The organism is Rhizobium beringeri (assembly GCF_004306515.1).
GTDB classification, from domain to species: Bacteria; Pseudomonadota; Alphaproteobacteria; order Rhizobiales; family Rhizobiaceae; genus Rhizobium; species Rhizobium beringeri.
In genome coordinates this window covers 1,202,921-1,227,531 of record NZ_SILG01000001.1, presented here as the reverse complement: position 1 = coordinate 1,227,531, position 24,611 = coordinate 1,202,921, and the positions used below count along the sequence as shown (strand labels likewise).

At 61.2% G+C, this 24,611-nt stretch carries 23 protein-coding genes; 14 read left to right on the top strand and 9 right to left on the bottom strand.

The genetic code is table 11. The features are described 5' to 3' along the window. The first annotated feature begins 11 nt into the window (after nt 1-11). A complete protein-coding gene (locus ELH03_RS06335; RefSeq protein WP_128411514.1) occupies nt 12-1,370 on the top strand; it encodes an esterase-like activity of phytase family protein in 1,359 nt (452 codons plus the stop codon). Between the two features lie 102 nt (nt 1,371-1,472). Here the strand turns inward: ELH03_RS06335 and ppx are convergent, their stop codons facing one another. The 4 genes from ppx to ELH03_RS06315 all read right to left on the bottom strand — a co-directional run bounded on the left by ppx (nt 1,473) and on the right by ELH03_RS06315 (nt 7,107). Continuing rightward, entirely contained in the window at nt 1,473-2,993 is a 1,521-nt protein-coding gene (gene ppx / locus ELH03_RS06330) for an exopolyphosphatase (protein WP_128401282.1), read from the bottom strand. A gap of 12 nt (nt 2,994-3,005) precedes the next feature. Then, nucleotides 3,006-5,210 (bottom strand): RNA degradosome polyphosphate kinase, encoded by a 2,205-nt coding sequence (locus ELH03_RS06325; protein WP_128401281.1) that lies wholly within the window; start codon nt 5,208-5,210, stop codon nt 3,006-3,008. A 66-nt stretch (nt 5,211-5,276) separates the two neighbouring features. Beyond that, the gene (hdaA, locus tag ELH03_RS06320) at nt 5,277-5,990 is read right to left on the bottom strand and encodes a DnaA regulatory inactivator HdaA (protein ID WP_128401280.1); all 714 of its coding nucleotides are present in this window, start codon (nt 5,988-5,990) and stop codon (nt 5,277-5,279) included. Continuing rightward, nucleotides 5,983-7,107, bottom strand: a complete 1,125-nt coding sequence (locus ELH03_RS06315) for an AI-2E family transporter (protein WP_115157632.1) — start codon at nt 7,105-7,107, stop codon at nt 5,983-5,985. Before ELH03_RS06315 ends, hdaA begins: the two co-directional genes overlap by 8 nt. Before the next feature lie 245 nt (nt 7,108-7,352). Between ELH03_RS06315 and purM the strand changes: the two genes are divergently transcribed. Further along, on the top strand, nt 7,353-8,426 hold the full coding sequence (purM, locus tag ELH03_RS06310; RefSeq protein ID WP_128401279.1) for a phosphoribosylformylglycinamidine cyclo-ligase: 1,074 nt from the start codon (nt 7,353-7,355) through the stop codon (nt 8,424-8,426). Next, the gene (gene purN, locus ELH03_RS06305; protein WP_128401278.1) at nt 8,423-9,094 is read left to right on the top strand and encodes a phosphoribosylglycinamide formyltransferase; all 672 of its coding nucleotides are present in this window, start codon (nt 8,423-8,425) and stop codon (nt 9,092-9,094) included. Before purM ends, purN begins: the two co-directional genes overlap by 4 nt. A gap of 93 nt (nt 9,095-9,187) precedes the next feature. Here the strand turns inward: purN and ELH03_RS06300 are convergent, their stop codons facing one another. Next, the gene (locus ELH03_RS06300; RefSeq protein ID WP_128401277.1) at nt 9,188-10,357 is read right to left on the bottom strand and encodes an alpha-D-ribose 1-methylphosphonate 5-triphosphate diphosphatase; all 1,170 of its coding nucleotides are present in this window, start codon (nt 10,355-10,357) and stop codon (nt 9,188-9,190) included. 235 nt (nt 10,358-10,592) lie between these two features. Here ELH03_RS06300 and ELH03_RS06295 point away from each other — a divergent pair, with 235 nt between their 5' ends. Together ELH03_RS06295 and ELH03_RS06290 are read left to right on the top strand one after the other, a co-directional pair. Continuing rightward, entirely contained in the window at nt 10,593-11,213 is a 621-nt protein-coding gene (locus tag ELH03_RS06295) for a PadR family transcriptional regulator (protein ID WP_197727718.1), read from the top strand. 4 nt (nt 11,214-11,217) lie between these two features. Further along, on the top strand, nt 11,218-12,516 hold the full coding sequence (locus tag ELH03_RS06290) for an FAD-dependent oxidoreductase (protein WP_130766178.1): 1,299 nt from the start codon (nt 11,218-11,220) through the stop codon (nt 12,514-12,516). Nucleotides 12,517-12,583: 67 nt separating this feature from the next. Here ELH03_RS06290 and ELH03_RS06285 read toward each other — a convergent pair whose 3' ends face one another. Next, nucleotides 12,584-13,174: an NUDIX domain-containing protein gene (locus ELH03_RS06285; protein WP_130766177.1), complete on the bottom strand. Its 591-nt coding sequence runs from the start codon at nt 13,172-13,174 to the stop codon at nt 12,584-12,586. Then, the gene (locus ELH03_RS06280; protein ID WP_130766176.1) at nt 13,171-15,375 is read right to left on the bottom strand and encodes a molybdopterin-containing oxidoreductase family protein; all 2,205 of its coding nucleotides are present in this window, start codon (nt 15,373-15,375) and stop codon (nt 13,171-13,173) included. Before ELH03_RS06280 ends, ELH03_RS06285 begins: the two co-directional genes overlap by 4 nt. Nucleotides 15,376-15,391: 16 nt before the next feature. Here ELH03_RS06280 and ELH03_RS06275 point away from each other — a divergent pair, with 16 nt between their 5' ends. Continuing rightward, nucleotides 15,392-16,261 carry a 23S rRNA (adenine(2030)-N(6))-methyltransferase RlmJ gene (locus ELH03_RS06275; protein ID WP_130766175.1) on the top strand — a complete coding sequence of 290 codons (870 nt, stop codon included), beginning with the start codon at nt 15,392-15,394 and terminating at the stop codon, nt 16,259-16,261. A 62-nt stretch (nt 16,262-16,323) separates the two neighbouring features. Further along, a complete protein-coding gene (locus tag ELH03_RS06270) occupies nt 16,324-16,920 on the top strand; it encodes a glutathione S-transferase family protein (protein WP_128401272.1) in 597 nt (198 codons plus the stop codon). A gap of 80 nt (nt 16,921-17,000) precedes the next feature. On the opposite strand, the gene ELH03_RS06265 is transcribed toward ELH03_RS06270, so the two are convergent. Beyond that, on the bottom strand, nt 17,001-17,636 hold the full coding sequence (locus ELH03_RS06265) for an outer membrane protein (protein ID WP_018070534.1): 636 nt from the start codon (nt 17,634-17,636) through the stop codon (nt 17,001-17,003). A 365-nt stretch (nt 17,637-18,001) separates the two neighbouring features. On the opposite strand from ELH03_RS06265, the gene ELH03_RS06260 reads away from it, so the two are divergent. The 5 genes from ELH03_RS06260 (at nt 18,002) to ELH03_RS06240 (ending at nt 22,588) form a co-directional block, all read left to right on the top strand. Continuing rightward, the gene (locus ELH03_RS06260; protein ID WP_130766174.1) at nt 18,002-18,769 is read left to right on the top strand and encodes an SDR family oxidoreductase; all 768 of its coding nucleotides are present in this window, start codon (nt 18,002-18,004) and stop codon (nt 18,767-18,769) included. Further along, on the top strand, nt 18,766-20,808 hold the full coding sequence (uvrC, locus tag ELH03_RS06255; protein ID WP_130766173.1) for an excinuclease ABC subunit UvrC: 2,043 nt from the start codon (nt 18,766-18,768) through the stop codon (nt 20,806-20,808). Before ELH03_RS06260 ends, uvrC begins: the two co-directional genes overlap by 4 nt. A 215-nt stretch (nt 20,809-21,023) precedes the next feature. Then, nucleotides 21,024-21,614 (top strand): CDP-diacylglycerol--glycerol-3-phosphate 3-phosphatidyltransferase, encoded by a 591-nt coding sequence (gene pgsA, locus ELH03_RS06250; protein WP_003547103.1) that lies wholly within the window; start codon nt 21,024-21,026, stop codon nt 21,612-21,614. Beyond that, on the top strand, nt 21,611-21,865 hold the full coding sequence (moaD, locus tag ELH03_RS06245; RefSeq protein ID WP_029872939.1) for a molybdopterin converting factor subunit 1: 255 nt from the start codon (nt 21,611-21,613) through the stop codon (nt 21,863-21,865). The genes pgsA and moaD overlap by 4 nt, the downstream gene beginning before the upstream one ends. A 261-nt stretch (nt 21,866-22,126) precedes the next feature. Then, on the top strand, nt 22,127-22,588 hold the full coding sequence (locus tag ELH03_RS06240) for a molybdenum cofactor biosynthesis protein MoaE (RefSeq protein ID WP_128401268.1): 462 nt from the start codon (nt 22,127-22,129) through the stop codon (nt 22,586-22,588). Between the two features lie 10 nt (nt 22,589-22,598). Here ELH03_RS06240 and ELH03_RS06235 read toward each other — a convergent pair whose 3' ends face one another. Further along, a complete protein-coding gene (locus ELH03_RS06235; RefSeq protein WP_128401267.1) occupies nt 22,599-23,495 on the bottom strand; it encodes a branched-chain amino acid ABC transporter permease in 897 nt (298 codons plus the stop codon). Between the two features lie 65 nt (nt 23,496-23,560). Here ELH03_RS06235 and ELH03_RS06230 point away from each other — a divergent pair, with 65 nt between their 5' ends. Further along, nucleotides 23,561-24,106, top strand: a complete 546-nt coding sequence (locus ELH03_RS06230; RefSeq protein WP_128401266.1) for a CGNR zinc finger domain-containing protein — start codon at nt 23,561-23,563, stop codon at nt 24,104-24,106. Further along, entirely contained in the window at nt 24,103-24,606 is a 504-nt protein-coding gene (locus tag ELH03_RS06225) for a hypothetical protein (protein ID WP_128411518.1), read from the top strand. The genes ELH03_RS06230 and ELH03_RS06225 overlap by 4 nt, the downstream gene beginning before the upstream one ends. The last annotated feature ends 5 nt before the right edge of the window (nt 24,607-24,611 follow it).

Below are 24,611 nucleotides of genomic sequence, written 5' to 3'. Positions count from 1 at the left end.
ACGGGGATATTATGAAGAACGTCCTTTTTGCTTCCGTATCGCTTTTCATCCTGGCCGCGACCTCCGCTTCGGCCGACCAGCAGCAGTTCCCGGCCAAGCTCGCCGGCCAGGCGATCCTGCCTGCCAACACCATGGTTCCGGCACCGGCCGATACCCCCGAATTCCTCAAGCATTCCGGCAAGTTTACGACGCCGGACCGCAAGCGCACCGAAGCGCTCGGCACCGTTCCCGGCAAGGACGGCGCCCGCGTCACCGATCTGAAACTTCCCTTCGACGGCCAGCCGATCCAGGGTTTCTCGGGCGTCAAGACGATGACCGACGGCACCTTTTGGACGCTCTCCGACAACGGCTTCGGATCGAAGTCCAACTCGTCGGACTCGATGCTTTTCCTGCACCAGATGAAGTTCGACTGGGCCGGCAACAAGGCTGAGGTCGTCAAGAACCTCTTCCTCTCCGATCCCAACAAGATCGCCCCGTTCCCGATCGTGCTTGAAGGCACCGACACGCGTTATCTCACAGGCGCCGACTTTGACATCGAATCGATCCAGCCGGTTGCAGACGGCTTCTGGCTCGGCGACGAATTCGGTCCCTACATCCTGAAGTTCGACACCGCTGGCCGCCTCACCGACGTCATTCCGACGACGCTCGACGGCAAGCCGGTGCTTTCGCCCGACAATCCGCTTCTCTCGGTTCCGGCCAACCCGGCCGCCAAGATGCCGGTCTTCAACCTGAAGCGCTCCGGCGGCTTCGAAGGCCTCGCAATGTCGAAGGACGGCGCCAAGCTCTACGGCCTGCTCGAAGGCGCCATCTACAAGGATGACGGCACGATGGAAACCGTCGATGGCCACACCGCCATCCGCGTCATCGAGTTCGATGTCGCTTCCAAGAAGTGGACCGGCCGCAGCTGGCTCTATCCGTTCGAGGACAAGGGTGTGTCGATCGGTGATTTCAACATGCTCGACGACACCACCGCTCTCGTCATCGAGCGCGATAACGGCGCCGGCACGACGGACAAGGCCTGCGCCGACCCGAAGCAGCCGAAGCCGGATTGCTTCGAAGCTCCGGCCGTGCTGAAGCGCGTCTACAAGATCGAGTTCAACGATGCCAATGTCGGCAAGGCGGTCCGCAAGATCGGCTATATCGACCTCTTGAACATCCAGGACCCCGACAACAAGAAGAAGGCCGGCAGCAAGGACGGCGTCTACGACATGCCGTTCGTGACGATCGAAAACGTCGACCGCGTCGACGCCACACATATCATCATCGGCAACGACAACAACCTGCCCTTCTCGGCCGGCCGTGCCGTCGACAAGGCCGACAATAACGAGTTCAGCCTGCTCGAAGTCGGCGAGTTCCTGAACGCGAAGTAATTCGGAATTCTGGTATGAAATGCAAAGGGCGGCGCGAAGGCGCCGCCCTTTGCATTTTTGGCTGCTTAGGTTGCGTGTCTGACGACGTGCCGTGGCACAGGCCTATTCGAACCGAAACGCCAGACGCTTGTTCGTGAGCCTTGACAGCTGCTGCAGGCGGCCGTCCAGGCGCTCGCCGGCGAAATCGCGGTACTCGGGCGGCACGACGAATTCGAGGTCGAGGTCCGGGCTCGAGGATTTGCGGAAGGTCAGGTTCTTGACGATACCAGGCATCGAGGCCGAGAAGAGGTAGACGACGCGCAGCATGCCGCCGAGCAGCTTGGCGCGCTCGATGAGCTGTGGCGTGGCAATTTGCGCCAGCGGACCGGTGGCGCCATCGTCATGCAGGCCTTCGAAACGGTAATAGTTGGAAAGCGCGATAAAGGCGCGACCGGGATGACTGATGCCGACGAAGGAAGAGTGGGCGATGACGTTCAGCGCCTGCAGGCCGCGATAGTCAGGATGGGCGCGCCAGCTGATATCGGCAAGCAGACAGGCGGCTTGGCGGTAGCGGCTTTCCTCTTCGGTTTCCTGGATGCCGAAAAGGGGCATCATGCGGCCGGTCCATTCCGCCAGCTCGCGGGCATGCTCCGGCGAACGGGCACGCAGAATCGCCAGTTCTCCGGCGGCGGCAAGCAGCGGATCGGCGCGGCGCTCGGCCTCCGACAGCAGCGAATAAAGATATCCCTCGCGCACACCCTGCGCCGAGAAGGAAATCAGCGACGGCTTCATCGCACTCAGCACTTCCTTCATGGCGACGGCGCCGAACGGCAGCAGCGAACGGCGGTGCTTGGAAACGGCCTGCAGTGCCGGCTCCCTCGAGTCGCGCGCGGTCACCACCTGGTCGAGGAACTGCATCATTCCTTCGAACGACACCTCATAACCCTGCATCATGTGCAGCGGATAATGGGTGATTTCCATGTGCAGCTTGGCGATGTTTCGCCAGGTGCCGCCGACGGCGTAGAAGGTACGCCCCTCGCCTTTCGACAGCAGCTTTGCCGTCTTCAACTGCTTGCGGGCAAAAGTCTGGGCCTTGGAGAGCGAACCGCCGGCATATTCCGACAGGCGCAGACCGCCGAGCGGCAACGTGATGCCCTTGCCGAACTCCTTACCCTTGATATCAATCAGTTCCAGCGAGCCGCCGCCGAGGTCGCCGGCAATACCGTCAGGATTGTAGAAACCGCTGATGATGCCGAGCGAGGCGAATTTCGCCTCCTCCTCACCGGAGAGCACGCGGACCTTGCGGTTAAGGATGGTTTCCGCCTGATGGATGAAATCAGGACCGTTGCTCGCCTCGCGCGCGGCTGCCGTCGCCAGCACATACATGGTGGCAGCGCGGGCCTGGTCGGACAAAGCCTTGAAACGGTGCAGCGCCGTCAGAGCCCGGCTGACGCTCTCTTCGTCCATCTTGCCGGTAAGAGCGACGCCTTTGCCGAGGCCACAGAGGACCTTTTCGTTGAAGAGGACGGTTGGCGAACGGGACATGCCTTCGTAGACGACAAGACGAATCGAATTCGATCCAATATCGACGACGGAGACCGGGGCGATCCCCGGAAGGCGCCCCTGGGCTTCAGATTCAACCATTTAGGTCCAGTATTACTTGTTGTTGCGGCCTTCGAGCAGGCCGGCGATCAGCTTCGGCGCACTGGACTTCAGAGCTTCACCACGGCCCGACAGGCTCGGATTGGTCATGAAATACTGCTGCGCATTGAACGGTTCTTCGCCCCTGCGCACTTCCATGCGTCGCGACGTACCGTCGGGCAATATCTCGTAGCTTTGTTGATTGTCAATCACGTTGCCGAGCATAATCTGTGACAAGACCTGCTCGTGAACGGTCGGATTCGTCAGCGGAACCATGGTTTCGACGCGGCGATCGAGGTTTCTCGGCATCATGTCGGCCGAGCCGATATAAACCAGCGCCTTGTCGGACGGCAGACCGTGGCCGTTGCCGAAGCAGAAGATGCGGCTGTGCTCGAGGAAGCGGCCGACGATCGACTTGACGCGGATCTTTTCCGAAAGGCCGGGCACCTGCGGACGCAGGCAGCAGATGCCGCGCACGACGAGGTCGATCTCGACGCCGGCATGGCTGGCGCGATAGAGCGCGTCGATGATGTCGGGGTCGACAAGCGAATTCATCTTCATCCAGATCGCGGCCGGGGAGCCGTTCCTGGCATGCTGAATCTCTTCCTCGATGTGGCGCAGGATGCGCGGGCGCATCGTATAGGGCGAGATCGCGAGCTGCATGCCCTGCTCCGGTTCGCCGTAGCCGGTAATGAAGTTGAAGATGTTCGCCATGTCGTGGGCGATAACGGGATTGCAGGTGAAATAGGACAGGTCCGTATAGATCTTCGCGGTGATCGGGTGGTAGTTGCCGGTTCCGAGGTGGCAATAGGTTCGCAGCTTGCCTTCCTCGCGCCGAACGACCATCGACATCTTGGCGTGGGTCTTGAGTTCGATGAAGCCGAAGACGACCTGCACGCCGGCGCGCTCGAGATCGCGCGCCCAGCGGATGTTCGCCTCTTCGTCGAAGCGGGCCTTGAGCTCGACCAGCGCCGTCACCGACTTGCCGGCTTCGGCGGCGTCGATCAGCGCGCGGACGATCGGGCTGTCGTTGGAGGTGCGGTAAAGCGTCTGCTTTATCGCCAGGACGTCAGGATCGCGCGCAGCCTGGAGAAGAAACTGGACCACCACGTCGAAAGATTCGTAGGGGTGATGGACGACCATGTCCTTTTCGCGGATGGCAGCGAAGCAGTCGCCGGCATGTTCGCGGACGCGCTCGGGAAATCGCGCATTGTAGGGGGCAAACCTGAGATCTTCGCGCGGCGCCTTGGTAATCTCGGACAGGGTGTTCAACGCCAGAAGGCCCGGCAGAACGGCGACGCGATTATCAGGGATATTCAGCGCCTGAACGACGAACTGACGTAGCGAGGCCGGCATTTCCGAGTCGGTCTCGATGCGGATGACCTTACCGCGGCGGCGGCGCTTCAGCGCCGTTTCGAAGAAGCGGACGAGATCCTCGGCCTCTTCCTCGACTTCGATATCGCTGTCGCGGATGACGCGGAACGTACCGGAGCCCTGCACCTCGTAACCCGGGTAGAGCCGGTGGATGAAGATGTTGGCGACATCTTCCAACGTGATGTAGCGGATCGTGTTTCCATCATCCGGCAGGCGGACGAAGCGGTCGAGTGCCACCGGCAGGCGCAGCAGCGCCGTCATCGGCTCGCGGCCATTCTTGCTGACGAGCTGCAGACCGATCGAGAAGCCGAGATTCGGAATGAAGGGGAACGGATGGGCGGGATCGATCGACAACGGCGTCAAAACAGGGAAGATCGCCTGTTCGAATTCGGCGGCCAGCCACTGGCGGTCGGCATCGCTCAAGGCGCCGGGACGCACGATCAGGATGTCTTCCTTGGCGAGATATTGTTGCAGGACGGCGAGCGAGGCCTGCTGCTCCATCTGCAAATGGTCGATCTCCTGCAGGATCGAATCGAGCTGCTCGGCCGGCGTCTTGCCGTCGGGACTGCGGATGGCGATGTTCTGGCGTACCTGGCCCTCGAGGCCGGCGACACGCACCATGAAGAATTCGTCGAGGTTAGCGGCCGAGATCGACAGGAAGCGGACACGCTCGAGCAGCGGATGCTCGGTATTCAGCGTTTCTTCCAGGACACGGCGGTTGAACTGCAGCCAGGAGAATTCTCGGTTGATGAAGCGCTCGGGGCTCTTGAGCAGCTCTTCCAGCGGGGGAGTGTTGTCGTTGATTTCCGGAGTGAGTTCCTGATGCTCTGCGACTGCGCTATCCATGGTCCGCTTACCCCGTTTTCAATCGCCAAAGGCAATTATATCAGTTTGACGACGGAACTGTGACAGTCAATCGGCCGGTTCCGAATTTCCCAATTCATTCAATACTTCGGCAGCAAGAGACCGGGTGACTTTCGTGCCCCGCGACAGGGCCAGCCGGTCAAGCCTTTCGACGATCGTCTGGGCCGCGTTCAGCGACCGCTCCATCCGATTCACGATATAGAGCACGAGTTTGTCATCTATATAAAGCTGCCGGTCGGCGAAGAGCTTGACGATCACCTGCGACAACAGCGCCTCATCGGGTTCGCCGATCTCGACGACGGTTGCCGCTTTCAGGCGCGAGCGCAGATCGGGCAGCAGAACTGGCCACGACATCGGCCAGAGGCGGCTGGTGATCAACAGGCTGGTGCCGTTTTCGCGCACGCTGTTGATGACATGGAAGAGCGCATTGTCGTCGAAGCCGAGGCGATCGGCGTCCTCAAACAGCACCGGGCCGGCGGCGGCGGCAACCGCGGCGTCCGAGCCAAGCTCGGGATGGATGTCGACGGCGCCGCTCAATTCCCGCCAGATGCGGGCGAGATGCGATTTTCCCGAGCCGACGGGGCCGGCGAGCACGACGACCGGCGATGGCCATGCCGGCCAGGCATCGACGATCGAAACGGCGGCGGCAAGACGCTCCGAGATCAGGAGGTCGTCGCGCCCGCTTGCGGCATCGTGCGAAAAGACCAGCGACAGCTGCTCTCCAGCCTTGCGCTTCGGATCAGCGTTTTTCACGTCATTCATTGGGAACTGATTTCGTCTTCCGGGCGCGGCCACTGAGCGACCCGCCAAAATAAAGATCACTCTGAAGGTAGCGTGAAAGCGCGAAACGAACAAGGACGCCGACGGCGGCGGCGGCCGGCACGGCGACCAGAAGCCCGACGAAACCGAAGAGCGCACCGAAGGCAAACAGCGCAAACATCAGCCAGACCGGATGCAGGCCGACGCTGGAGCCGACGAGCTTCGGCTGCAGAATGTTGCCTTCCAGGAACTGACCGCTGAAGAAGACGACGAGCACCAGGCCGATCCAGGGATAATCGGGCCAGAATTGCACAAGCGCCACACCGATAGCGAGCACGAGACCGACCATCGAGCCGACATAGGGAATGAAGCTGATCATGCCGGCGAAGAGGCCGATCAGCAGCCCGAAATTCAGCCCGACAAGAGAAAGGCCGACGGCATAATAGATGCCGAGGATGAGGCAGAGCGAGCCCTGGCCGCGAATGAAACCGGCGATCGCCTGGTCGATCTCCTTGGCGATCTGGCGGACATCGCCGACATAATCGCGCGGGATCCACTGGTCGACCTTGGCAACCATACGGTCCCAATCGAGCAGGATATAGAAGGCGACGACGGGGGTGACCACGAGCAGCGATAAGACGTCAACGATCGCCTTGCCGGAATTCCAGATCTGCGCGAAGAGCCCGGTTAGGAAGCCCATGCCCTCCGACAGGATGCCGGAGAGATTGTCCTTGATCGTGCCCATCTGGTTCTCGACCCAGTCCGGCAGCAGCGAATTCTGCGCCTGCGTGATGAACTGCTGTAATTGGCTGATATAACCAGGCAGACGCTGAGCGAAATCGTTGAACTGGCTGATGAGCACCGGAATGAGGATCATCAGCGCCAGCGTGAAGACGATGACGAAGGCGACGAGAATGCCGATGGTCGCCATCATGCGGCTCAGACCCAGGCGTTCAAGCCGGTCAGCCACCGGATCAAGGAAATAGGCAATCGCCATGCCGGCGATGAAGGGCAGCAGGATCGAGCTGAAGACATAAAGGAAGACGATGAAGAAGACGAGCACTACCAGCCAGAAGAAAATCTGACGCTTGAGACTGTTGCCGCTGACATGCTGTGGCATCGCTTCCCCGCTGATCACTCGCCGCCGCCAAACGCCGCATCCGAACCGGAGCGGCCATTCAGCACATAGGATGCAGGCGCAAAGATGGTCAACCCTGTCGCGCCAAATCCCCGACAGGCCGGAGGAAGACGCGGGAAATTGGGGGCTTTTGCCATGCAACGCTTGCATAAAAGCCCCTGTCATGCAATTGCGACCGGCAGATGACGCGGCACGTTTGCCGCCTGAAATAGCCATCGGAGACCAGCATGAGCCAGTCTGGGAAAAACGGCCTGACATATAGCGACGCAGGCGTCGACATCGATGCCGGAAACCTCCTCGTCGAGAAGATCAAGCCGGCGGTGCGCTCGACGCGCCGTCCCGGCGCCGACGGCGAGATCGGCGGCTTCGGCGGACTTTTCGACCTCAAGGCCGCAGGCTTTACCGATCCGGTTCTCGTCGCCGCCAATGACGGCGTCGGCACCAAGCTGAAGATCGCGATCGATGCCGACTATCACGACACCGTCGGCATCGACCTGGTCGCCATGTGCGTCAACGATCTCGTGGTGCAGGGCGCCGAGCCGCTGTTCTTCCTCGATTATTTCGCGACCGGCAAGCTCGACCCCGACCAGGGCGCGGCCATCGTCGGCGGCATTGCCGCCGGCTGCCGCGAGGCCGGCTGCGCGCTGATCGGCGGCGAGACGGCCGAGATGCCGGGCATGTATTCCTCGGGCGACTACGACCTCGCCGGCTTTGCCGTGGGTGCTGCCGAACGCGGCAAGCTCCTGCCGTCAGGCGATATTGCCGAGGGCGACGTGATCCTCGGCCTTGCCTCCTCCGGCGTCCATTCCAACGGCTTTTCGCTGGTGCGCAAGATCGTGGAACTGTCCGGCCTCGACTGGAGCGCAGCCGCACCTTTTGCTGAAGGCCGGCTGCTCGGCGAAGCCCTGCTCGAACCGACCCGCATCTATGTGAAGCCGCTTCTGAAGGCGATCCGCGAGACCGGCGCCATCAAGGCGCTGGCGCACATCACCGGCGGCGGCTTCCCGGAAAACATTCCACGCGTCCTGCCGAAGCACCTGGCGGCCGAGATCGATCTTGACGCCGTCAAGGTTCCGCCGGTGTTTTCGTGGCTCGCCAAGACTGGCGGCGTCGAATCCAGGGAAATGCTGCGCACCTTCAACTGCGGCGTCGGCATGATCGCCGTCGTCGCCGGTGAGAATGTCGCGGCGGTTTCCGCGGCACTCGAAGCCGAGGGCGAGACGGTTATCACGCTCGGCCGCATGATCGCCCGCGACGAAGGCGCTGCCGGCACGGTGTATAAGGGTACGCTTGCCATATGAGCTCACCGCGCAAACGCGCCGTCGTCTTCATATCAGGCAGCGGCTCCAACATGATGGCGCTGGTTGCGGCGGCGAAGGCAGCCGACTACCCCGCTGAGATCGTCGGGGTGATCTCCGACAAGGCGGATGCCGGCGGGCTTGCCAAAGCGGCAGCCGAGGGCATTTCCACCTTTGCTTTTCCCCGCAAGGACTACGCCAGCAAGGATGCGCATGAGGCGGCGATCTTTTCGGCGCTCGACGAGCTTAAACCCGACATTCTCTGCCTGGCAGGCTACATGCGGCTGCTGACGGCGACATTCATCCAGCGCTACGAAGGCCGGATGCTCAATATCCACCCTTCCCTGCTGCCCTTGTTTCCGGGCCTGCATACACATCAGCGAGCGATCGACGCCGGTATGCGGATCGCCGGCTGCACGGTGCATTTCGTCACCGAAGGCATGGATGAGGGGCCGGTGATCGGCCAGGCGGCCGTGCCGGTTCTTTCCGGCGACACCGCCGAAAGCCTTGCCGCGCGCGTGCTCACGATCGAACACCAGATCTATCCGCAAGCCTTGCGGCTGTTTGCCGAAGGCCGGGTTACGATGGAAGGCGGCAAAGCCGTCGGCGCTGAGGCATCGACCGCAGCACCCAAAGCTCAGCTGATTTCGCTCATCGGCGACCGCGCCTAAAGCGCATCGGATGGAAGCATGCGGCGCGCTTTAGGTCTTTGATTTATGCGTGTCGTTATCCCAAAACCGCTGCGCACTTTTGGGCGACGTGCATTAAGCTGCCAAAGCCCTTAACGGATGCAGGGTGCCGTCGCTGTAGACGAAGCGACCGGCGCGGAACGTGGCGCGGATGCGATTGATATCGCCCGGCTCGACCACGACAAGATCTGCACGCTGGCCGATGGCGATCTCGCCGCGATCCGACAAGCCGGCGGAACGGGCCGCATTGCCGGTCGCCATGGCAACGGCTGCCGGCAGGCCGCCTTCCACCATGTCGGCAAGCTTGAAAATGCCAGGCACGAAGGCAGCCGGATGATAGTCGGCGGCGATGACGCTCAGCAGGCCGGCCCTTGCGGCATCCAACGCACTGAGATTGCCCGACATCGACTGGCCGCGCAGCGCGTTCGGCGCCCCCATCAGCGTCCAGAGACCGCGGCGGCGCGCCTCCTCGGCCGCAGGTGCGGTGACCGGAAACTCGCTGATGGTGACGCCAAGATCGTGCATCTCGGCGACTTTTTCGACGCTGTCATCGTCATGTGAGGCAAGCGACAGCTTGTGCTTCAGCGACAGCGCGACGATCTCCTTCAGCTTGGCCCCGATGTCAGGATTGTTGCGCATGGCGATGCGCTTGGCGACGATCTCCGCCGCCATTTCCTCGGAGATGGCGCGCCGCTCGGAAATGCTGAGGATGTAGCTTTGCAGGTTGTTGTATTGGCCCTGGCCCGGCGTGTGGTCGGTCAGGGAGACCATGTCGATCTGATCGGCATCCAGCAGGCGCTCGAGCGCGGGAGCTGCCCCGACATTGGTGATTTCGTAACGGGCGTGGACGCGGTGGTCGATTAGCAGATCGTCACGCAGGCGGTTGATGCCCTCGATCACCGCTGATGTCGTCTCCAGCGAGCGGACATGCCCGTAGACGCTCTCGGTCGCAAAGGAGACGGCGGCAAACGCCGTCGTGACACCGGCGGCGGCAAGTTTCTTGTCGAGTTCGTGGATGCCAAAATCGATCGGCATCGTCGCGTTCGGCCGTGGGGCGATCTCGCGCTCGATCATGTCGCCGTGCAGGTCGACGAATCCGGGCATCAGCAGCCGCCCGCCGCCATCAATGGCAGCACCGGCCACCGGCTCCGGCCTGATCTCGGCGATGGCGCCATCCTCAACACGCACGGAACCTTCACTCACCACCTCGTTTGGGAGAACGAGGGTGAAATTGCTGAGCCACATAGGCTTTCTCCTGACCGGATCCGATGATTGACAAACCGCAGCGGATAGAACCGCTTCGTGACAGTCGTATGAAATTTCGCGCCGTATCATCTTAAAGCGGAAACTTGCGCTTTGGAAATGGTTGGATGCGCTCGCCCCTCGGATTCACGGCCATAGATCCAGCCGGCGCCTGTCCAGGAGCCAACGCTTGGTCACCGCATTGACTAGTCATAAACTAACTAGTAATACTATGACTATGAAAATGATCAAACGCTCTCCAATCGCGCTCGCCGTCCTTGCAATGCTCATGGAAGAACCGCTGCATCCGTACCGAATGCAGCGACTCATCAAGGAGCGCGGCAAAGACGAGGTGATCAATGTCACGCAGAGGGCGAGCCTTTATCAAACAATCCAGCGGCTCGAACGCGAGGGTTTGATCACCCCGCAGAAAACAGTCCGGGATGACAAGCGTCCCGAGCGGACCGTGTACGAGATAACCGCGAAGGGCCGCGAAATCGCGCTGGAATGGATGCGGGCGATATTGTCGACCTTAACGCAGGAATATCCGGAATTCCCCGCAGCGATGTCATTTCTTCCTCTGCTTACGCCGAGCGATGTGGCGAGCCAGCTTGAGCTCAGAGCAAAAGCCATCGAGTCAGAACTTCGCCGGATCGACGAAGTCCTGCAGGAAGCGCAGGCCGTTCCAAGGCTCTTCCTTCTCGAGATGGAATATCTCCGAGTGCTTCACGCAGCCGAATTGTCCTGGGTCAACAGCATTGTCGGGGACCTAAGCGCCCAGCGCATCACCTGGACAGAGGAGTGGCTGAGGCAGATCGCCGCCAAGTTCTCCATCGACCCCAAACTCGACCAGGATTAGCACCATGAAGGTTTTGATTATCGGCGCCGGGACTGGCGGTCTAGCACTCGCACATCTGCTTAAGCAGGCTGGGGTTTGCATGGCGGTCTATGAGCGCGACCTTGCGCCGAACACCGACAGCGGTGGTTATCGCGTCGGCATCAGCCCGGCTGGAAGCCGAGCGCTGAAAGCCTGTATCCCCGGCGAACTCTACGATCTCTATGTCGCCACCTGCGCCAGGTCGCCGCGCTATTTCAACATGCTCACTGAACAGCTGGGCGAGGTGCTGAGCTTCGATGTCGATGATGCAGGCCCGAACGCTCTCGACGATGAAAGGAATGTTATTCGAAAGACGCTGAGGCGGGTTCTGCTCAGGGGACTTGAAGATGACGTCTTCTTCGGGAAGGCGCTTCAAGGTTACTCAAATAACGCCGACGGGTCGGTCACCGCCAGCTTTCAGGATGGAAGCCTCGCGACGGGAGATGTGCTGGTGGGCGCTGACGGCACCAGCTCCGCAGTACGCAGGCAACGCTTGCCGGAAGCGCGACTGGAAGACACGGGAATCGTATCGCTCGGGGGCAAAATTCCTATGACAGTCGAGACGAAAGCTCTGCTGTCGGACAAAATGTTCAAAGGCATGTCGCTGATTATGGCACCGATGGGCTTCGGCGCAATCATTCACTCGCTCGAGTTCGCCGACAGCCGAAGTGACCCTGGTGTCGCTGATCGTTGGCCGGATTTCGTCGAGGCATTCGACGAGGACAGCATCGGCTGGGGCATATGGGGCGCTCGGCAGAATTGCCCGCGGGATCCGGCCGGCCTGAGCGGCGAACAATTGAGAGAGCTGGGCCTGGAGCTCGCTCGGGACTGGCATCCGCATTTGCGTGCTCTCATCCGCATGACGGAACCGTCGACGATCCGCGATATCAAGGTAAGGACCTCGGTCCCGCTGACGCCTTGGGCGAGTTCGAATGTCACTCTGCTCGGTGACGCCGTCCATACGATGACACCCGGACGAGGCGCGGGCGCCAATACAGCGCTTCGCGATGCCGCTCTGCTTGGACGCATGCTGGTCGAAGCGGACCAGGGACGAAAGCCGCTCGTCGAAGCCATACATGCCTACGAAGTCGAGATGCTTCGCTACAGTACCGAAGCAGTCCAAGAATCGAAAAAGCAGATGGATGCCGGCGATCTGGCCCATCGGCCGGTTGTCGGCAGACTTCAGCTCGCTGTCATGCGCGGCGTGATGCGCATCATCAACGCGATGCCTGCACTCAAGCGGCGCGCCTTTCGGCAGATGATGCGAGTTCGCGGAGAAAACTAAGACGGTCGCGGATCATCTCGATCCGCCCGAGGCAACTTGACGAATCAGGTCTCGAACACCTTACCCACTATCGAAGTTTGCCCTTGTTCAACAGCGCCCATTGCAGAAGCATGATCGTCTTGGCGTCGAAGATCCCGCCGGTTTCGACCATCGCCGCAGCCTCGTCGAGCGGGATTTCGAGGACCTCGATATCCTCGTGTTCCTCGTCCAGGCCGCCGCCTTCCGCCACGCGGTCGGCGGTGTCGATGAGGGCTGCGAAGAAGTGGACGACTTCGGTGATGGCACCCGGTGAGGTATAGGATTTGAACAGGAGGCGCGCATCGCGCAGGCGATAGCCGGTCTCCTCCATCGCCTCGCGACGGATCGCCGCTTCGGGATGGTCATCGTCGAGAAGGCCGGCCGGTACCTCGATCATCCAGGCGGGATCGCCGTTGAGATGGACGGCAAGGCGGAACTGGCGGACGAGAACGACGAGATCGCGCTTGGGATCATAAAGCAGGATGCAGGCGGCGGGCGTGCGGTGATAGATCTCCCGCTTCAGCCGTTGGGTTGCGCCCTTGCGGTCGATATAGTCGAGCAGGTAGCTGCTCAGCCGCGTCCAGCCATTCGACAGTGTTTCCTCGCTGACGATCTTCACCCGTGATTTCGGCTGCATCATGCTGCGTCCCTGCGAAGCCAGACCTTGTTGTCGTGCACGGCCGCCCCACCATAGGGCGCGACAGGGTCGGCGCCGGTCAAGACGTTGATGCCCTCGCCGTCGACATGCGCCTTGTTCGGCCAGAGGCCTTCGGCGATCAGCACGCCGGATTTCACTTCGGTGGTGACGCGGGCGTGGATGCGCAGATCGCCGCGGCTATTGCCGATGCGGACAAGATCGCCATGGGCGATGCCGTTGGCTTCGGCGTCGGCCGGATTGATCATCACCTCGGGGCGGCCTTCCTTCTGGCGAGAGGTTTTGGTCTCGGAGAAGCTCGAATTCAGGAAGTTGCGCGCCGGCGACGTGGCGAGCCGGAAGGGATGCTCGGGATCGGCGGCTTCGATGACATCGACCTGATCGGGGAAGGCAGGAAGCACGGCATGCGGTCCGAGCGCGCCGATAGAAACCGGCGGCTTGTTCGGCGCCGGCTGATTGATCCAGTCCGGGCGGAAATGGAACTTGCCATCCGGATGGGCAAAGCCGTTCAGATAATGCGCCTCCTCGAACGCGGGCTGGCGATCGAACCATTTGTGTTCGAGGAAATGGTCGTAATCCGGCAGGCCACTCGTTTCGAGGATGCGGTCGACCATTTCGCGGGCGGTGAAGCCGAAGCCGGGGCGATCGGCGACACCGAGGCGTTTTGCCAGTTCCTCGATGACGAAGAGATTGGTGCGCACGCTCGGCGGCGGCTCGACCAGCTTCGGCCCCAACAGGATATGGTTCTGGCCGCCAGCCCGGTAGATGTCGTCGTGCTCGACGAACATCGTCGCGGGAATGACGATATCGGCAATATCGGCCGTTTCCGTCATGAACTGCTCGTGGACGGCGACAAAAAGGTCATTGCGGGCGAAGCCGCGTCTGACGAGACGCTGCTCGGGGGCGATGTTTGCGGGATTGGTGTTCTGGATCAGCATTGCCGTCACCGGGCCGCGATGGCGCAGCGCCACGGCATCGCCGGTCAGCACGCGGCCGATCTGCGACTGGTCGAGCATGCGGATATCGACATCCTTCATCGACCGGCCGGTCAGTTCGGCGCTGTTCATGCGGAAGATGTCGCTGTTCGAATGGAAGGCACCGCCGCCTTCATATTGCCAGGAACCGAGAACGGTGGCGATCGAGGCGGCCGCATGCATGGCGACCGCGCCGTTGCGCTGGCGAGTGAAGCCGTAGCCCAGGCGGAAGAAGGTTTTCTTCATCGTGCCGACGAGGCTGGCGAAGGCTTCGATCTCTTCGACCGAAAGGCCGGTGATGGCAGCGGCCCATTGCGGCGTCTTGGTTTTCAGATGCGCCTCGAGACCCTGGGGATCATCGGCATATCTCATCATATATTCACGATCGGCGTAACCGTCGCGGAAGGCGATGTGCATGACGGCGCAGGCGAGTGCGGCGTCGGTTCCGGGCCTGACGATCAACGCCATGTCGGCCTGCTTCATCGTCGGATTGTCGTAGATGTCGATGACGACGATCTTCGCGCCGCGCTCCTTGCGCGACTTGATGGCGTGGGTCATCACGTTGACCTGCGTCGAGACCGCGTTGGTGCCCCAGATGACGACGCAATCGGTGCGGCCCATCTCGCGCGGATCGGGACCGCGCAGCGTGCCGGTCGCCATGGCGAAGCCGGTCCAAGCGGGGTTGGTGCAGATCGAGGAGAAGAAGCCGGAGTAACGCTTGGCATGACGCAGGCGATCGATGGAATCGCGCTGCACCCAGCCCATGGTACCGGCGTAGAAATAGGGCCAGATCGCCTCGCTGCCGTCCCTTGCCTCGGCCTTCACAAAGGCTTCGGCGATCTCATCCAGCGCATCGTCCCAGGAAATCTGCTGCCACTGCCCTGCCCCCTTGGCGCCAGCGCGGCGTAGAGGATGCATCAGGCGGTCGGGATGGTAGAGCCGCTCGGCGTAACGGGCGACCTTGGCACAAATGACGCCTGACGTGTAGGAATGGTCATTGGCGCCGCGCACACGGCCGATGCGGCCATCCTCTGATATATCGACCTCCAGCGCGCAGGTGGAGGGACAGTCATGCGGACAGGCGGTGTGGCCCACCCTGTTGTCCGGCTTCGATGATTTGGCGTGGATGGGGGTCGCAATGTTCATGGCATTTGTATATTCCAAGGCTTGCACGGCCAAAAGCCACAAAAATTCCCCATGACGCGAATTCATACGGACATCAGCAAAAATGAACTACCGCCACATCTATCACGCGGGCAACTTTGCCGATGTGTTGAAACATGCCGTGCTGACGCGGCTGATCCGCTACATGCAGAAAAAGGATGGCGGATTCCGCGTGCTCGACACGCATGCCGGCATCGGGCTCTACGACCTTTCCTCCGAAGAAGCGCAGAAAACCGGCGAATGGCTCGATGGCATCGGCAAGCTAATGGAGGCAGACCTCGGTCCTCAGGTCTCTGAACTGCTGGAGCCCTACCTCTCGGCAATCCGCGAACTCAATCCTGAGGGCGGCATCCGCTTCTATCCCGGATCGCCGAAACTTGCGCGTATGCTGTTCCGGCCGCAGGACCGGCTGTCGGCGATGGAACTGCATCCCGAGGACTACGTCAGGCTGCACCGGCTGTTCGAGGGCGATCACCACGCCCGCATCACCGAGCTTGACGGCTGGCTGGCGCTCGGCGCGCATCTGCCGCCGAAAGAGAAGCGCGGCATCGTGCTCGTCGATCCACCCTTCGAGGAAGAGGATGAATATCAGCGCCTGGCCGAGGGGCTGGAAAAGGCCTATCGGCGCTTTCCCGGCGGCACCTATTGCCTGTGGTATCCGCTGAAGAAGGGCGCGCCGATCAAGGAATTCCACGAGACGTTGCAGGCGCTCGACATCCCGAAAATGCTCTGCGCCGAACTCGCGGTTCGCAGCGACCGCGGCATTACGGGATTGACGGGCTCAGGCCTCGTCATCGTCAACCCGCCCTTTACGCTGAAGGACGAGTTGCACCAATTGCTGCCCGCATTGAAGGACCATCTGGCGCAGGACCGTTTCGCCTCGCACCGCGCCTTCTGGCTGCGCGGCGAGAACAAGGCGGTCAAGGACGATTGACCAGTTAAGCTGCTTGCGGAATAGTCCGCGCCGCAGCTCCACAATCTCATCAGGTGTCCCCCATGAAGCTCCTTTGTTCGCCCGCCTCGCCCTATTCCAACAAGGTGCGGATGGCCGCGCATTTTCTGGGCCTGGAGTTGAACGCCATTCGGGTCGACACCAATACCGCACCGGCGATCTTGGTGGACAACAATCCGCTCGGCAAGATCCCGACGCTTCTGACTGATGACGAGGTCTCGATATACGATAGCGTGGCGATCATGCATTATTTCGACCGGCTGACGAAGGGCGGGCTCTACCCTTCCAAGAAGAGCAAGCGCACGGATGCGGAAATCCTCGAGGCGCTCTGCGACGGCATCTGCGATTGCCTGCTGGCGATCGTCTACGAGCGGCGCTTCCGCGACGAGGAAAAGGTTCACCAGCCGTGGATCGACCGGCAATGGAAAAAGGCGACGAGCGGGCTCGCTCACCTCAGCGCCAATCCGCCGAAGCTCGGCAAAAAGCTTAGTGGCGGGCATTTCGCGCTGGCGGCGACGCTCGATTATCTCGAGCTGCGCTTCAAGGACCAGTGGGAAGCCGATCATGCGCCGCTCACCGACTGGCTGCGGCAGTTCGACAAGAAATTCCCTGCCCATAGCGAGCTCAAGTCCCAGGGGTGAGCGTCTGGTAACAACGAGCGGGCAACGAAAAAAGCCGGGCGACGTGCCCGGCTTTTTCATGCTTGGACAGATTGTCCGGCTTAGAACTTGACGCCGATACCAAGCTTGACGCTGTTCTCGTCGTAACCGCGCGAGAAGCTGCCGGAGTCGAGGTCATAGTCCTTGCTCTGGTAGTCGGTGTAGCGATATTCCAAGCGCGTCGTGATGTTGTTGGTCACGAAGGCTTCGACGCCGGCGCCGACCGTATAGCCGAAGTTCGTCTTGCTTTCGTCCGAGGTGTCGTCGGAAACCTTGACGTCGCCGATGGCAAGACCGGCCGTGCCGTAGAGCAGGAAGGGGTTCATGTCGTAGCCGACGCGGCCACGGACGGAGCCGTTCCAGCCATACTTGTTCTTGACGCCGCCAGAGGAGACGTCGTCGCCGCTGTAGCCGAGATCGGATTCAACGCCGTAAACGATCTGGCCCTGCTGCCAGTTGTAGCCGGTGAAGACCTGGCCGCCGAAACCGTAGGTGTGACGGTCGGAACCGAAGTCACCCATGTTGTAGGTGCCGGCGCCGCCGAGGTAAAAGCCTTCCCAGTTGCCTGCAGGCTTGACTGGAGCGTCCTGGGCGACCGGTGCTTCCGGAACCTGGTCGACGGCATCGGCCGCCTGAGCTGCCGAGACGCCCGCAATTGCAAAAACGGAGGCCATGAGGCCAGCAATGAGTACACGCATACTTAGTCTCCTTTCAGTCCCGCGCCGCTTGTCATCTGTCTATCAGTGAAGCATTGGCGGGATATTGCCAGATGTCCCTTCCGGATCGAGACTGAAATTGGAACTCAAATGCGGATTTGAAAGAGCCAAATTGTGATATCATTGTGGCTGCCGCATGGCTGAAATTCGATGTTGCTTTGGCGCAACATACACTTCATTAACCCTACTGAAGTGTTAAACTGAAAATACTTATTTTAAGAAATCGCATTCTTAAATAATACATAGAATATCCGGCTCTCGGACGCAACCGCAACGGCCTATTTATATAATCTCCGTCGGCCCCTATATAGTCTGCAGACAGACTCGCGGGATCAGAAGGCAAGATTTTGAACCACAAAAGACTTCGCTCGGCCCTTATAACAGGGGCTGCTAAAAGAATAGGCCGGGCAATCGCCGAAGACCTTGCTGCAAATGGCTTTTCCGTTGCGATCCACGCGAACGGCTCCATCGGTGAGGCTGAAGAGCTGGTGGCGGAATTGCGGCGGAAGGGATATCGGGCGACCGCCCTGCAAGCCGACCTCACCGATCTCGGCGAAACGGACGCCTTGGTCGCGAAGGCGTCGGAAGCGCTCGGGCCGCTCGATCTGCTCGTCAACAATGCGTCGGTCTTCCAGCATGATTCAGCGCGTAGTTTCAATGCCGCCACCTGGGCATTGCATTTCGACCTACATGTGCGTGCGCCCTCTATCCTTGCGGCGACCTTCGCGCAGCAGATCCCCGCTGAGGCATCGGGGCTGATCGTCAATATCATCGACCAGCGGGTTTGGGCGCTGAGGCCCAGCTTCTATTCCTATACCCTCTCCAAATCCGCGCTATGGACGGCGACGCAGACGCTTGCACAGGCATTGGCGCCACGCATCCGCGTCAATGCCATCGGCCCCGGCCCCTCGATGCCGAGCGAGCGGCAGGCGATGGAGGACTTCCAAGCGCAGGTCTCAGCCCTTATCTTGCAGCGAGGGCCGGCGCTGGAGGAATTCGGACAAACGATTCGCTTCCTTTACGACACGCCCTCGATCACCGGCCAGATGATTGCCCTCGACGGCGGCCAGCACCTCGCCTGGCAGACGCCCGATGTGGCGGAGATTACGGAATGAACGGACGAAAGCTGCCGGATGGCGGCGTTCTCTACGATGATACGGATGAGAGCGAAGACGATATCGAAGTGGAAGGCGACGTTTCCGCCGCCGCCCCGCTTGCGGCGACGGTCGACTGGAATGCGGGTAGCCTTAATGAAACCGGGCTCATCGGCGCGGAACTGATCGGCGAGTTCGTCAAGCGGCTTCCCAATAGTCCCGGCGTCTACCGCATGTTCAATGCCGAGGGCGACGTGCTTTATGTCGGTAAGGCGCGCAGCCTGAAGAAGCGCGTCAACAATTACGCCGTCGGCCGGGTGCATTCCAATCGCATCGCCCAAATGGTGCGCCAGACAGCCAACATGGAATTCGTGACGACGCGCACGGAAACCGAAGCGCTGCTTCTGGAAGCGAATCTGATCAAGCGCTTGCGGCCGCGCTTTAACGTGCTTTTGCGCGACGACAAGTCGTTTCCCTATATCCTCATCACCGGCGACCACCGGGCGCCGGCGATCTTCAAGCATCGCGGTGCGAGAGCGCGAAAGGGCGACTATTTCGGACCTTTCGCTTCGGCCGGCGCGGTCGGGCGGACGATCAATTCGCTGCAGCGCGCCTTCCTGATCCGCACCTGCACCGACAGCGTCTTCGAAACGCGCACACGACCCTGCCTTCTCTACCAGATCAAGCGCTGTTCGGGGCCGTGCACCCACGAGGTCAGCGATGGGGGTTACGGCGAACTGGTGCAGGAGGCGAAGGACTTCCTGTCCGGCAAAAGCCAGAAGGTGAAGTCGCATATGGCCGAGGCCATGAACCAGGCGGCCGAGGACCTCGACTTCGAGCGGGCGGCAATCTATCGTGATCGCCTGGCCGCACTTTCGCACGTGCAGAGCCACCAGGGCATCAATCCGGCTGGCGTCGAGGAGGCTGACGTTTTCGCCATCCACCATGAGGGCGGCATCTCCTGCATCCAGGTGTTCTTCTTCCGCACCGGACAGAACTGGGGCAACCGCGCCTATTTCCCGAAGGCCGATCCGCAACTGTCAGGCGCCGAAGTGCTGAATTCCTTCCTGGCGCAGTTCTACGACGACAAGCCGGTGCCGAAGCAGATCATGCTGTCGCAGACGGTCGAGGAGCTGGAGCTGCTCGCCGCAGCACTCAGCGAAAAGGCCGGCCACAAGGTTTCCATCCTCGTGCCGCAGCGCGGCGAGAAGCGCGACCTGGTCGACCATGTCGTCGGCAATGCGCGCGAGGCGCATGGGCGAAAGCTTGCCGAGACGGCATCGCAGTCGCGGCTGCTCGAAGGTTTCAAGGAAACGTTCGGGCTTGCCTATGCACCGCAGCGGATCGAGATCTACGACAACTCGCATATTATGGGCACCAATGCCGTCGGCGGCATGGTGGTTGCGGGGCCGGAAGGTTTCGTCAAGAACCAGTACCGCAAGTTCAACATCAAATCGACCGACATCACGCCCGGCGACGACTTCGGCATGATGAAGGAAGTGATGACGCGACGCTTCTCGCGGCTGATCAAGGAGGAAGGCATTCCTGACCGGACGGCACAGGTGGCCACTCCTGATGCAGCCGACATGCCCTTCCCCACCTGGCCCGATGTGATCCTCATCGACGGCGGCCAGGGGCAAATGACGGCGGTGCGTGCCATCCTTGCAGAACTCGGCATCACCGACAGCGTGACGGCGATCGGCATCGCCAAGGGCGTCGACCGCGACGCCGGGCGGGAACGCTTCTTCCCGCCGGGACGCGAGAGTTTCACCCTGCCGCCGCGCGATCCGGTGCTCTATTTCATCCAGCGCATGCGCGACGAGGCACACCGTTTCGCGATCGGCTCGCACCGGGCACGGCGCAAGAAGGAAATGATCAAGAACCCGCTCGACGAGATCGGCGGCATCGGCCCGTCGCGCAAACGCGCGCTGCTCCAGCATTTCGGCACGGCAAAGGCCGTTTCGCGTGCCGCCCTGTCCGATCTGATGGCGGTGGAAGGCATATCGGAAGCCGTCGCCAAGCAGGTCTATAACCATTTCCACGACGACGCCGCGAAATAACCGGCCTCCGTCGCAAATTCCACGCAAAGGCGGTGAAAAGACAGAAAGAATGTTGACGGTCCGCGGCCAAAGCCGTCATCTACCGCATCGGCCCGAAAATCGGAATCGACTTTCGGAAAGCTCGATGCAGATATTCTAAAGTGTTACAGCGTCCTTTGCGCGCCTGAAAAGACGCGCGGCGCTGTAGCGGCGCATCAATTCAGAGAAACGATCCCATGGCATCGCGTGCGTACAGCATTCCCAATCTTCTGACCTACGGTCGTATCCTCGCCGTACCGCTGATCGTTCTCTGTTTCTTCATCGAGGGCAGGCTGTCGATCAGCAACACGGCGCGCTGGGTGGCGCTGTGGATCTTCGTCATCGCCTCGCTCACCGATTTCCTCGACGGCTATCTCGCACGCATCTGGAACCAGACGTCGAATATCGGCCGCATGCTCGATCCGATCGCCGATAAGCTGCTGGTCGCTTCGATCCTTCTTCTGGTCGCGGCCGACCAGACCATCGCCGGCTGGTCGATCTGGGCGGCGATCACCATTCTCTGCCGCGAGATCCTGGTGTCGGGCTTGCGCGAATATCTGGCGGCGCTGAAGGTCAGCGTACCGGTGACGCGGATCGCCAAGTGGAAGACGACGCTGCAGCTCGTCGCCATCGCCTTCCTGCTCGCCGGCCCGGCCGGAGACGAGATTTTCCCCTATACGACACAGACGGGCATTGCGCTGCTGTGGATCGCGGCGCTGCTGACGATCTATACCGGCTACGACTATTTCCGCGCCGGCGTGAAACATATCGTGGATGACGAGGAATGACGCGGCTTGTCTATTTCGCCTGGGTGCGCGAGCGCATCGGCAAGGGCGAGGAGGAGATCGACCTCCCCTCCTCCGTCGTCACCGTCGCCGATCTCCTGAATCATTTGAAGACGCTGGGCGAAGAATATGAGACCGCACTTCAATATCCCGAGGTGATCCGCGTGGCGCTCGACATGGAGCATGTCGAACATGACGAGCCGATATCAGGGGCGAAAGAGATCGGTATATTTCCGCCGATGACGGGGGGATGAGGCGGTGATGGTGGTGCCGTGTCGCTACCCCCCTCTGTCCTGCCGGACATCTCCCCCACAAGGAGGGAGATTGGCTGGAAGCACGAACTTCCCCAAGCAATCCACGTCGCAGCCCGGCAAAACTGTAGATGGGTACGATGGTCAAGCCACCCGTGATCTCCCTCCTTGTGGGGGAGATGCCCGGCAGGGCAGAGGGGGGGTGGCACGGCATGCCCTCTCCATAGCCTCCGCTACGGCATCAAAGCGGTTGGGGATGTTATCGTGACCGTCACCCCCACCATCCGCGTCCAGCACGAGGACTTCGACCTGCAGGCCGAGGTCGATTTGCTCTCCAAAGGCAAATCCGGCATCGGCGCCGTCGTCACCTTTTCCGGCCTCTGCCGCGATGAAGGCGGCACGCTTGCGGCCCTCGAACTCGAGCATTATCCCGGCATGGCGGAAGCGGAGATGCAGCGCATCGGCGATCTTGCCATCGCGCGCTTCGGACTTCTCGGCCTCACCGCCATCCACCGATACGGGAAGATCGCCGCCGGCGAGAATATCGTGCTCGTCGTCGCAGCCGCACCGCACCGGCAGGCGGCGTTCGACGGCGCGAATTTCGTCATGGATTTCCTCAAGACCGCAGCCCCCTTCTGGAAGAAGGAGCACGCTAGGGATGGCGCCACCGGCGACTGGGTCACGGCGAAAGACGCCGACGATGCAGCGCGCGACAAGTGGAAGTAAATTCGTAAATTTAGAGAACCACGCGCTCCCTGCGGCTCATGACCAAGAGCAGGACGAGCAGCGAAAAGATGACCAGATCCCGCCAGACGAAGGGGCCGTAAGCGCCCCACATAGTTTCGACGACGGCAAGCCCGGCAGCGCCGCCTGCCGAGCGCAGCGGATCGGAATAGCCGCCGACGGCCGCGATCAGCAGCACCTTCAGCCCGAACATCAGGCCGGCGCCGAAATCCATCGAGCCGTAATAGAAGGTGGCGAGAATGCCACAGACGGTGGCGACGAGGGCGGCGGCCGCATAGGCGACGAGGAAGACGCGGTCGGCGCTGGTGCCGCAGAGCTCGGCGGCCAGCGGATCGTCGGTGACGGCGCGCCAGACGCGACCCCAGGCCGTGCGCCTGAGGATCAGCGTACCGACTGCGACAACGGCGCACATCAGTGCCGTGTTGATCAGCTGGATATGGGTGAGCGTCACCTTGAACGGGCCGTCGCTCCAGAAGACGACTGTTTCGTTCAGAAACGGCGGCAGCCAGATGGCGCGGGTATTGGCGGCAAGCCGGGCGGTCTCCATCAGCACGATCATGATGCCGAGGGCGGCAACGATGACCGTATTCGGCGATTTGTTGACCAGCGGCAGCATGATCGAGCGGCCGATCCATAGGCCCGCCGCCAACGAATAGACGATGGAAGCGCAGGCACCGACGGCAAGTGCGGCCGGCAGCACCAGCCAAAACCTGACATAGGCGAGTTCGGTGAAGAGCAGCAGGATCTGGCCCGCGAAGGCGAAGATCGCCCCATAGGTGATGTCAGCCCGCTTCGTCACGCCGAAGGCTACGGCATAACCGAAGGCAAGCGCGGCATAGAGAGCAGCGAGCGGAACCGCATTCGCCAGCTGCTGCAGAAGATAGGCCATTCCAGACACTCCGCCTCACCAAAATTATAACTGGTAAAACCTATTTCGCTAGTTATAATTTTATCATGAGCTTTTCTTGGACCCCTCACCGTTTTGCCGGCGGCGCACTGGCGCTCGATGTCGTCAACAGCGTCGTTCTGCGCCACGATGCAACGCGGCGGATCGACCGCTTCGCAGTCAGGGAGCAGATGCGGAGCTTTCCGCACGCCGCCGCCGAATTCTGCGCCGAGCGCGCCCTCTTCGGCGACATCGCGCCGGTGGCGGCGGAAAACGAGGCGGATTTCATCGCGCTGCGGGAAGCGATCGACCTCTATTTCCGCAAGCGTATACTGAATGGCGGCGATGACCAATTGCTCGCCAGCCTGCTGGAGGCGCTGGCGAAGGCGTTGCGCGACACGAGACCCGGCAGCCTGGTCGCGGCGACCGCCCATTCGGCGCTACGGCTGATCGCCATGCCGGATCCCCAGCGCATGAAGATCTGCGGCAATTGCGGCTGGCTGTTCATCGATCGCAGCAAGAACAGGAGCCGGGCCTGGTGCGACATGGCGGTCTGCGGCAACCGCGCTAAGGCGAACCGTCATTACCGCCGCAAAAAGGAGGAGACGTCATGAGGAGACATTGGATCGTAACGGTGGCGGCAGCCGCCCTTCTGCTTTCCGGCTGCCAACGCCAGGCTGAAAACCTGGTCGAGGTCACCGGCCATCTCTTCGTCTTCAACTATCGGGTGGCGAGCGCCACCTATCTGCTGACGCTGAAGAAGACACGGCCTATCCCCGACGGTTCCGTCATCATCGCCGAATTCGAAAATCCTGAAGGAGGCGATCCGCTGGTGCTGAACCAGAAAATCTACCCGATCGACGACAAGATCGCGCTGCAGAGCGAAAAACTGCACTGCGTGCGCAAGGACCGCCCCTATTCCGTGAGTGTCCGGCTGGTCGACAAGGACGGCAAGGTGTTGCAGGAATTGAAGACGCAGTTCCGGTCCGACCTCGACCAGACCGTGCTGCCGAGCAAGCCGCTCGTGCTCGGCGCGCTTTATGAAAAGAACCCGGAGGTCTTCAAGCCTGACGGCAGCGTCGACTTCTCGAACACCGACAAATGCCCGGCATAGAGAAA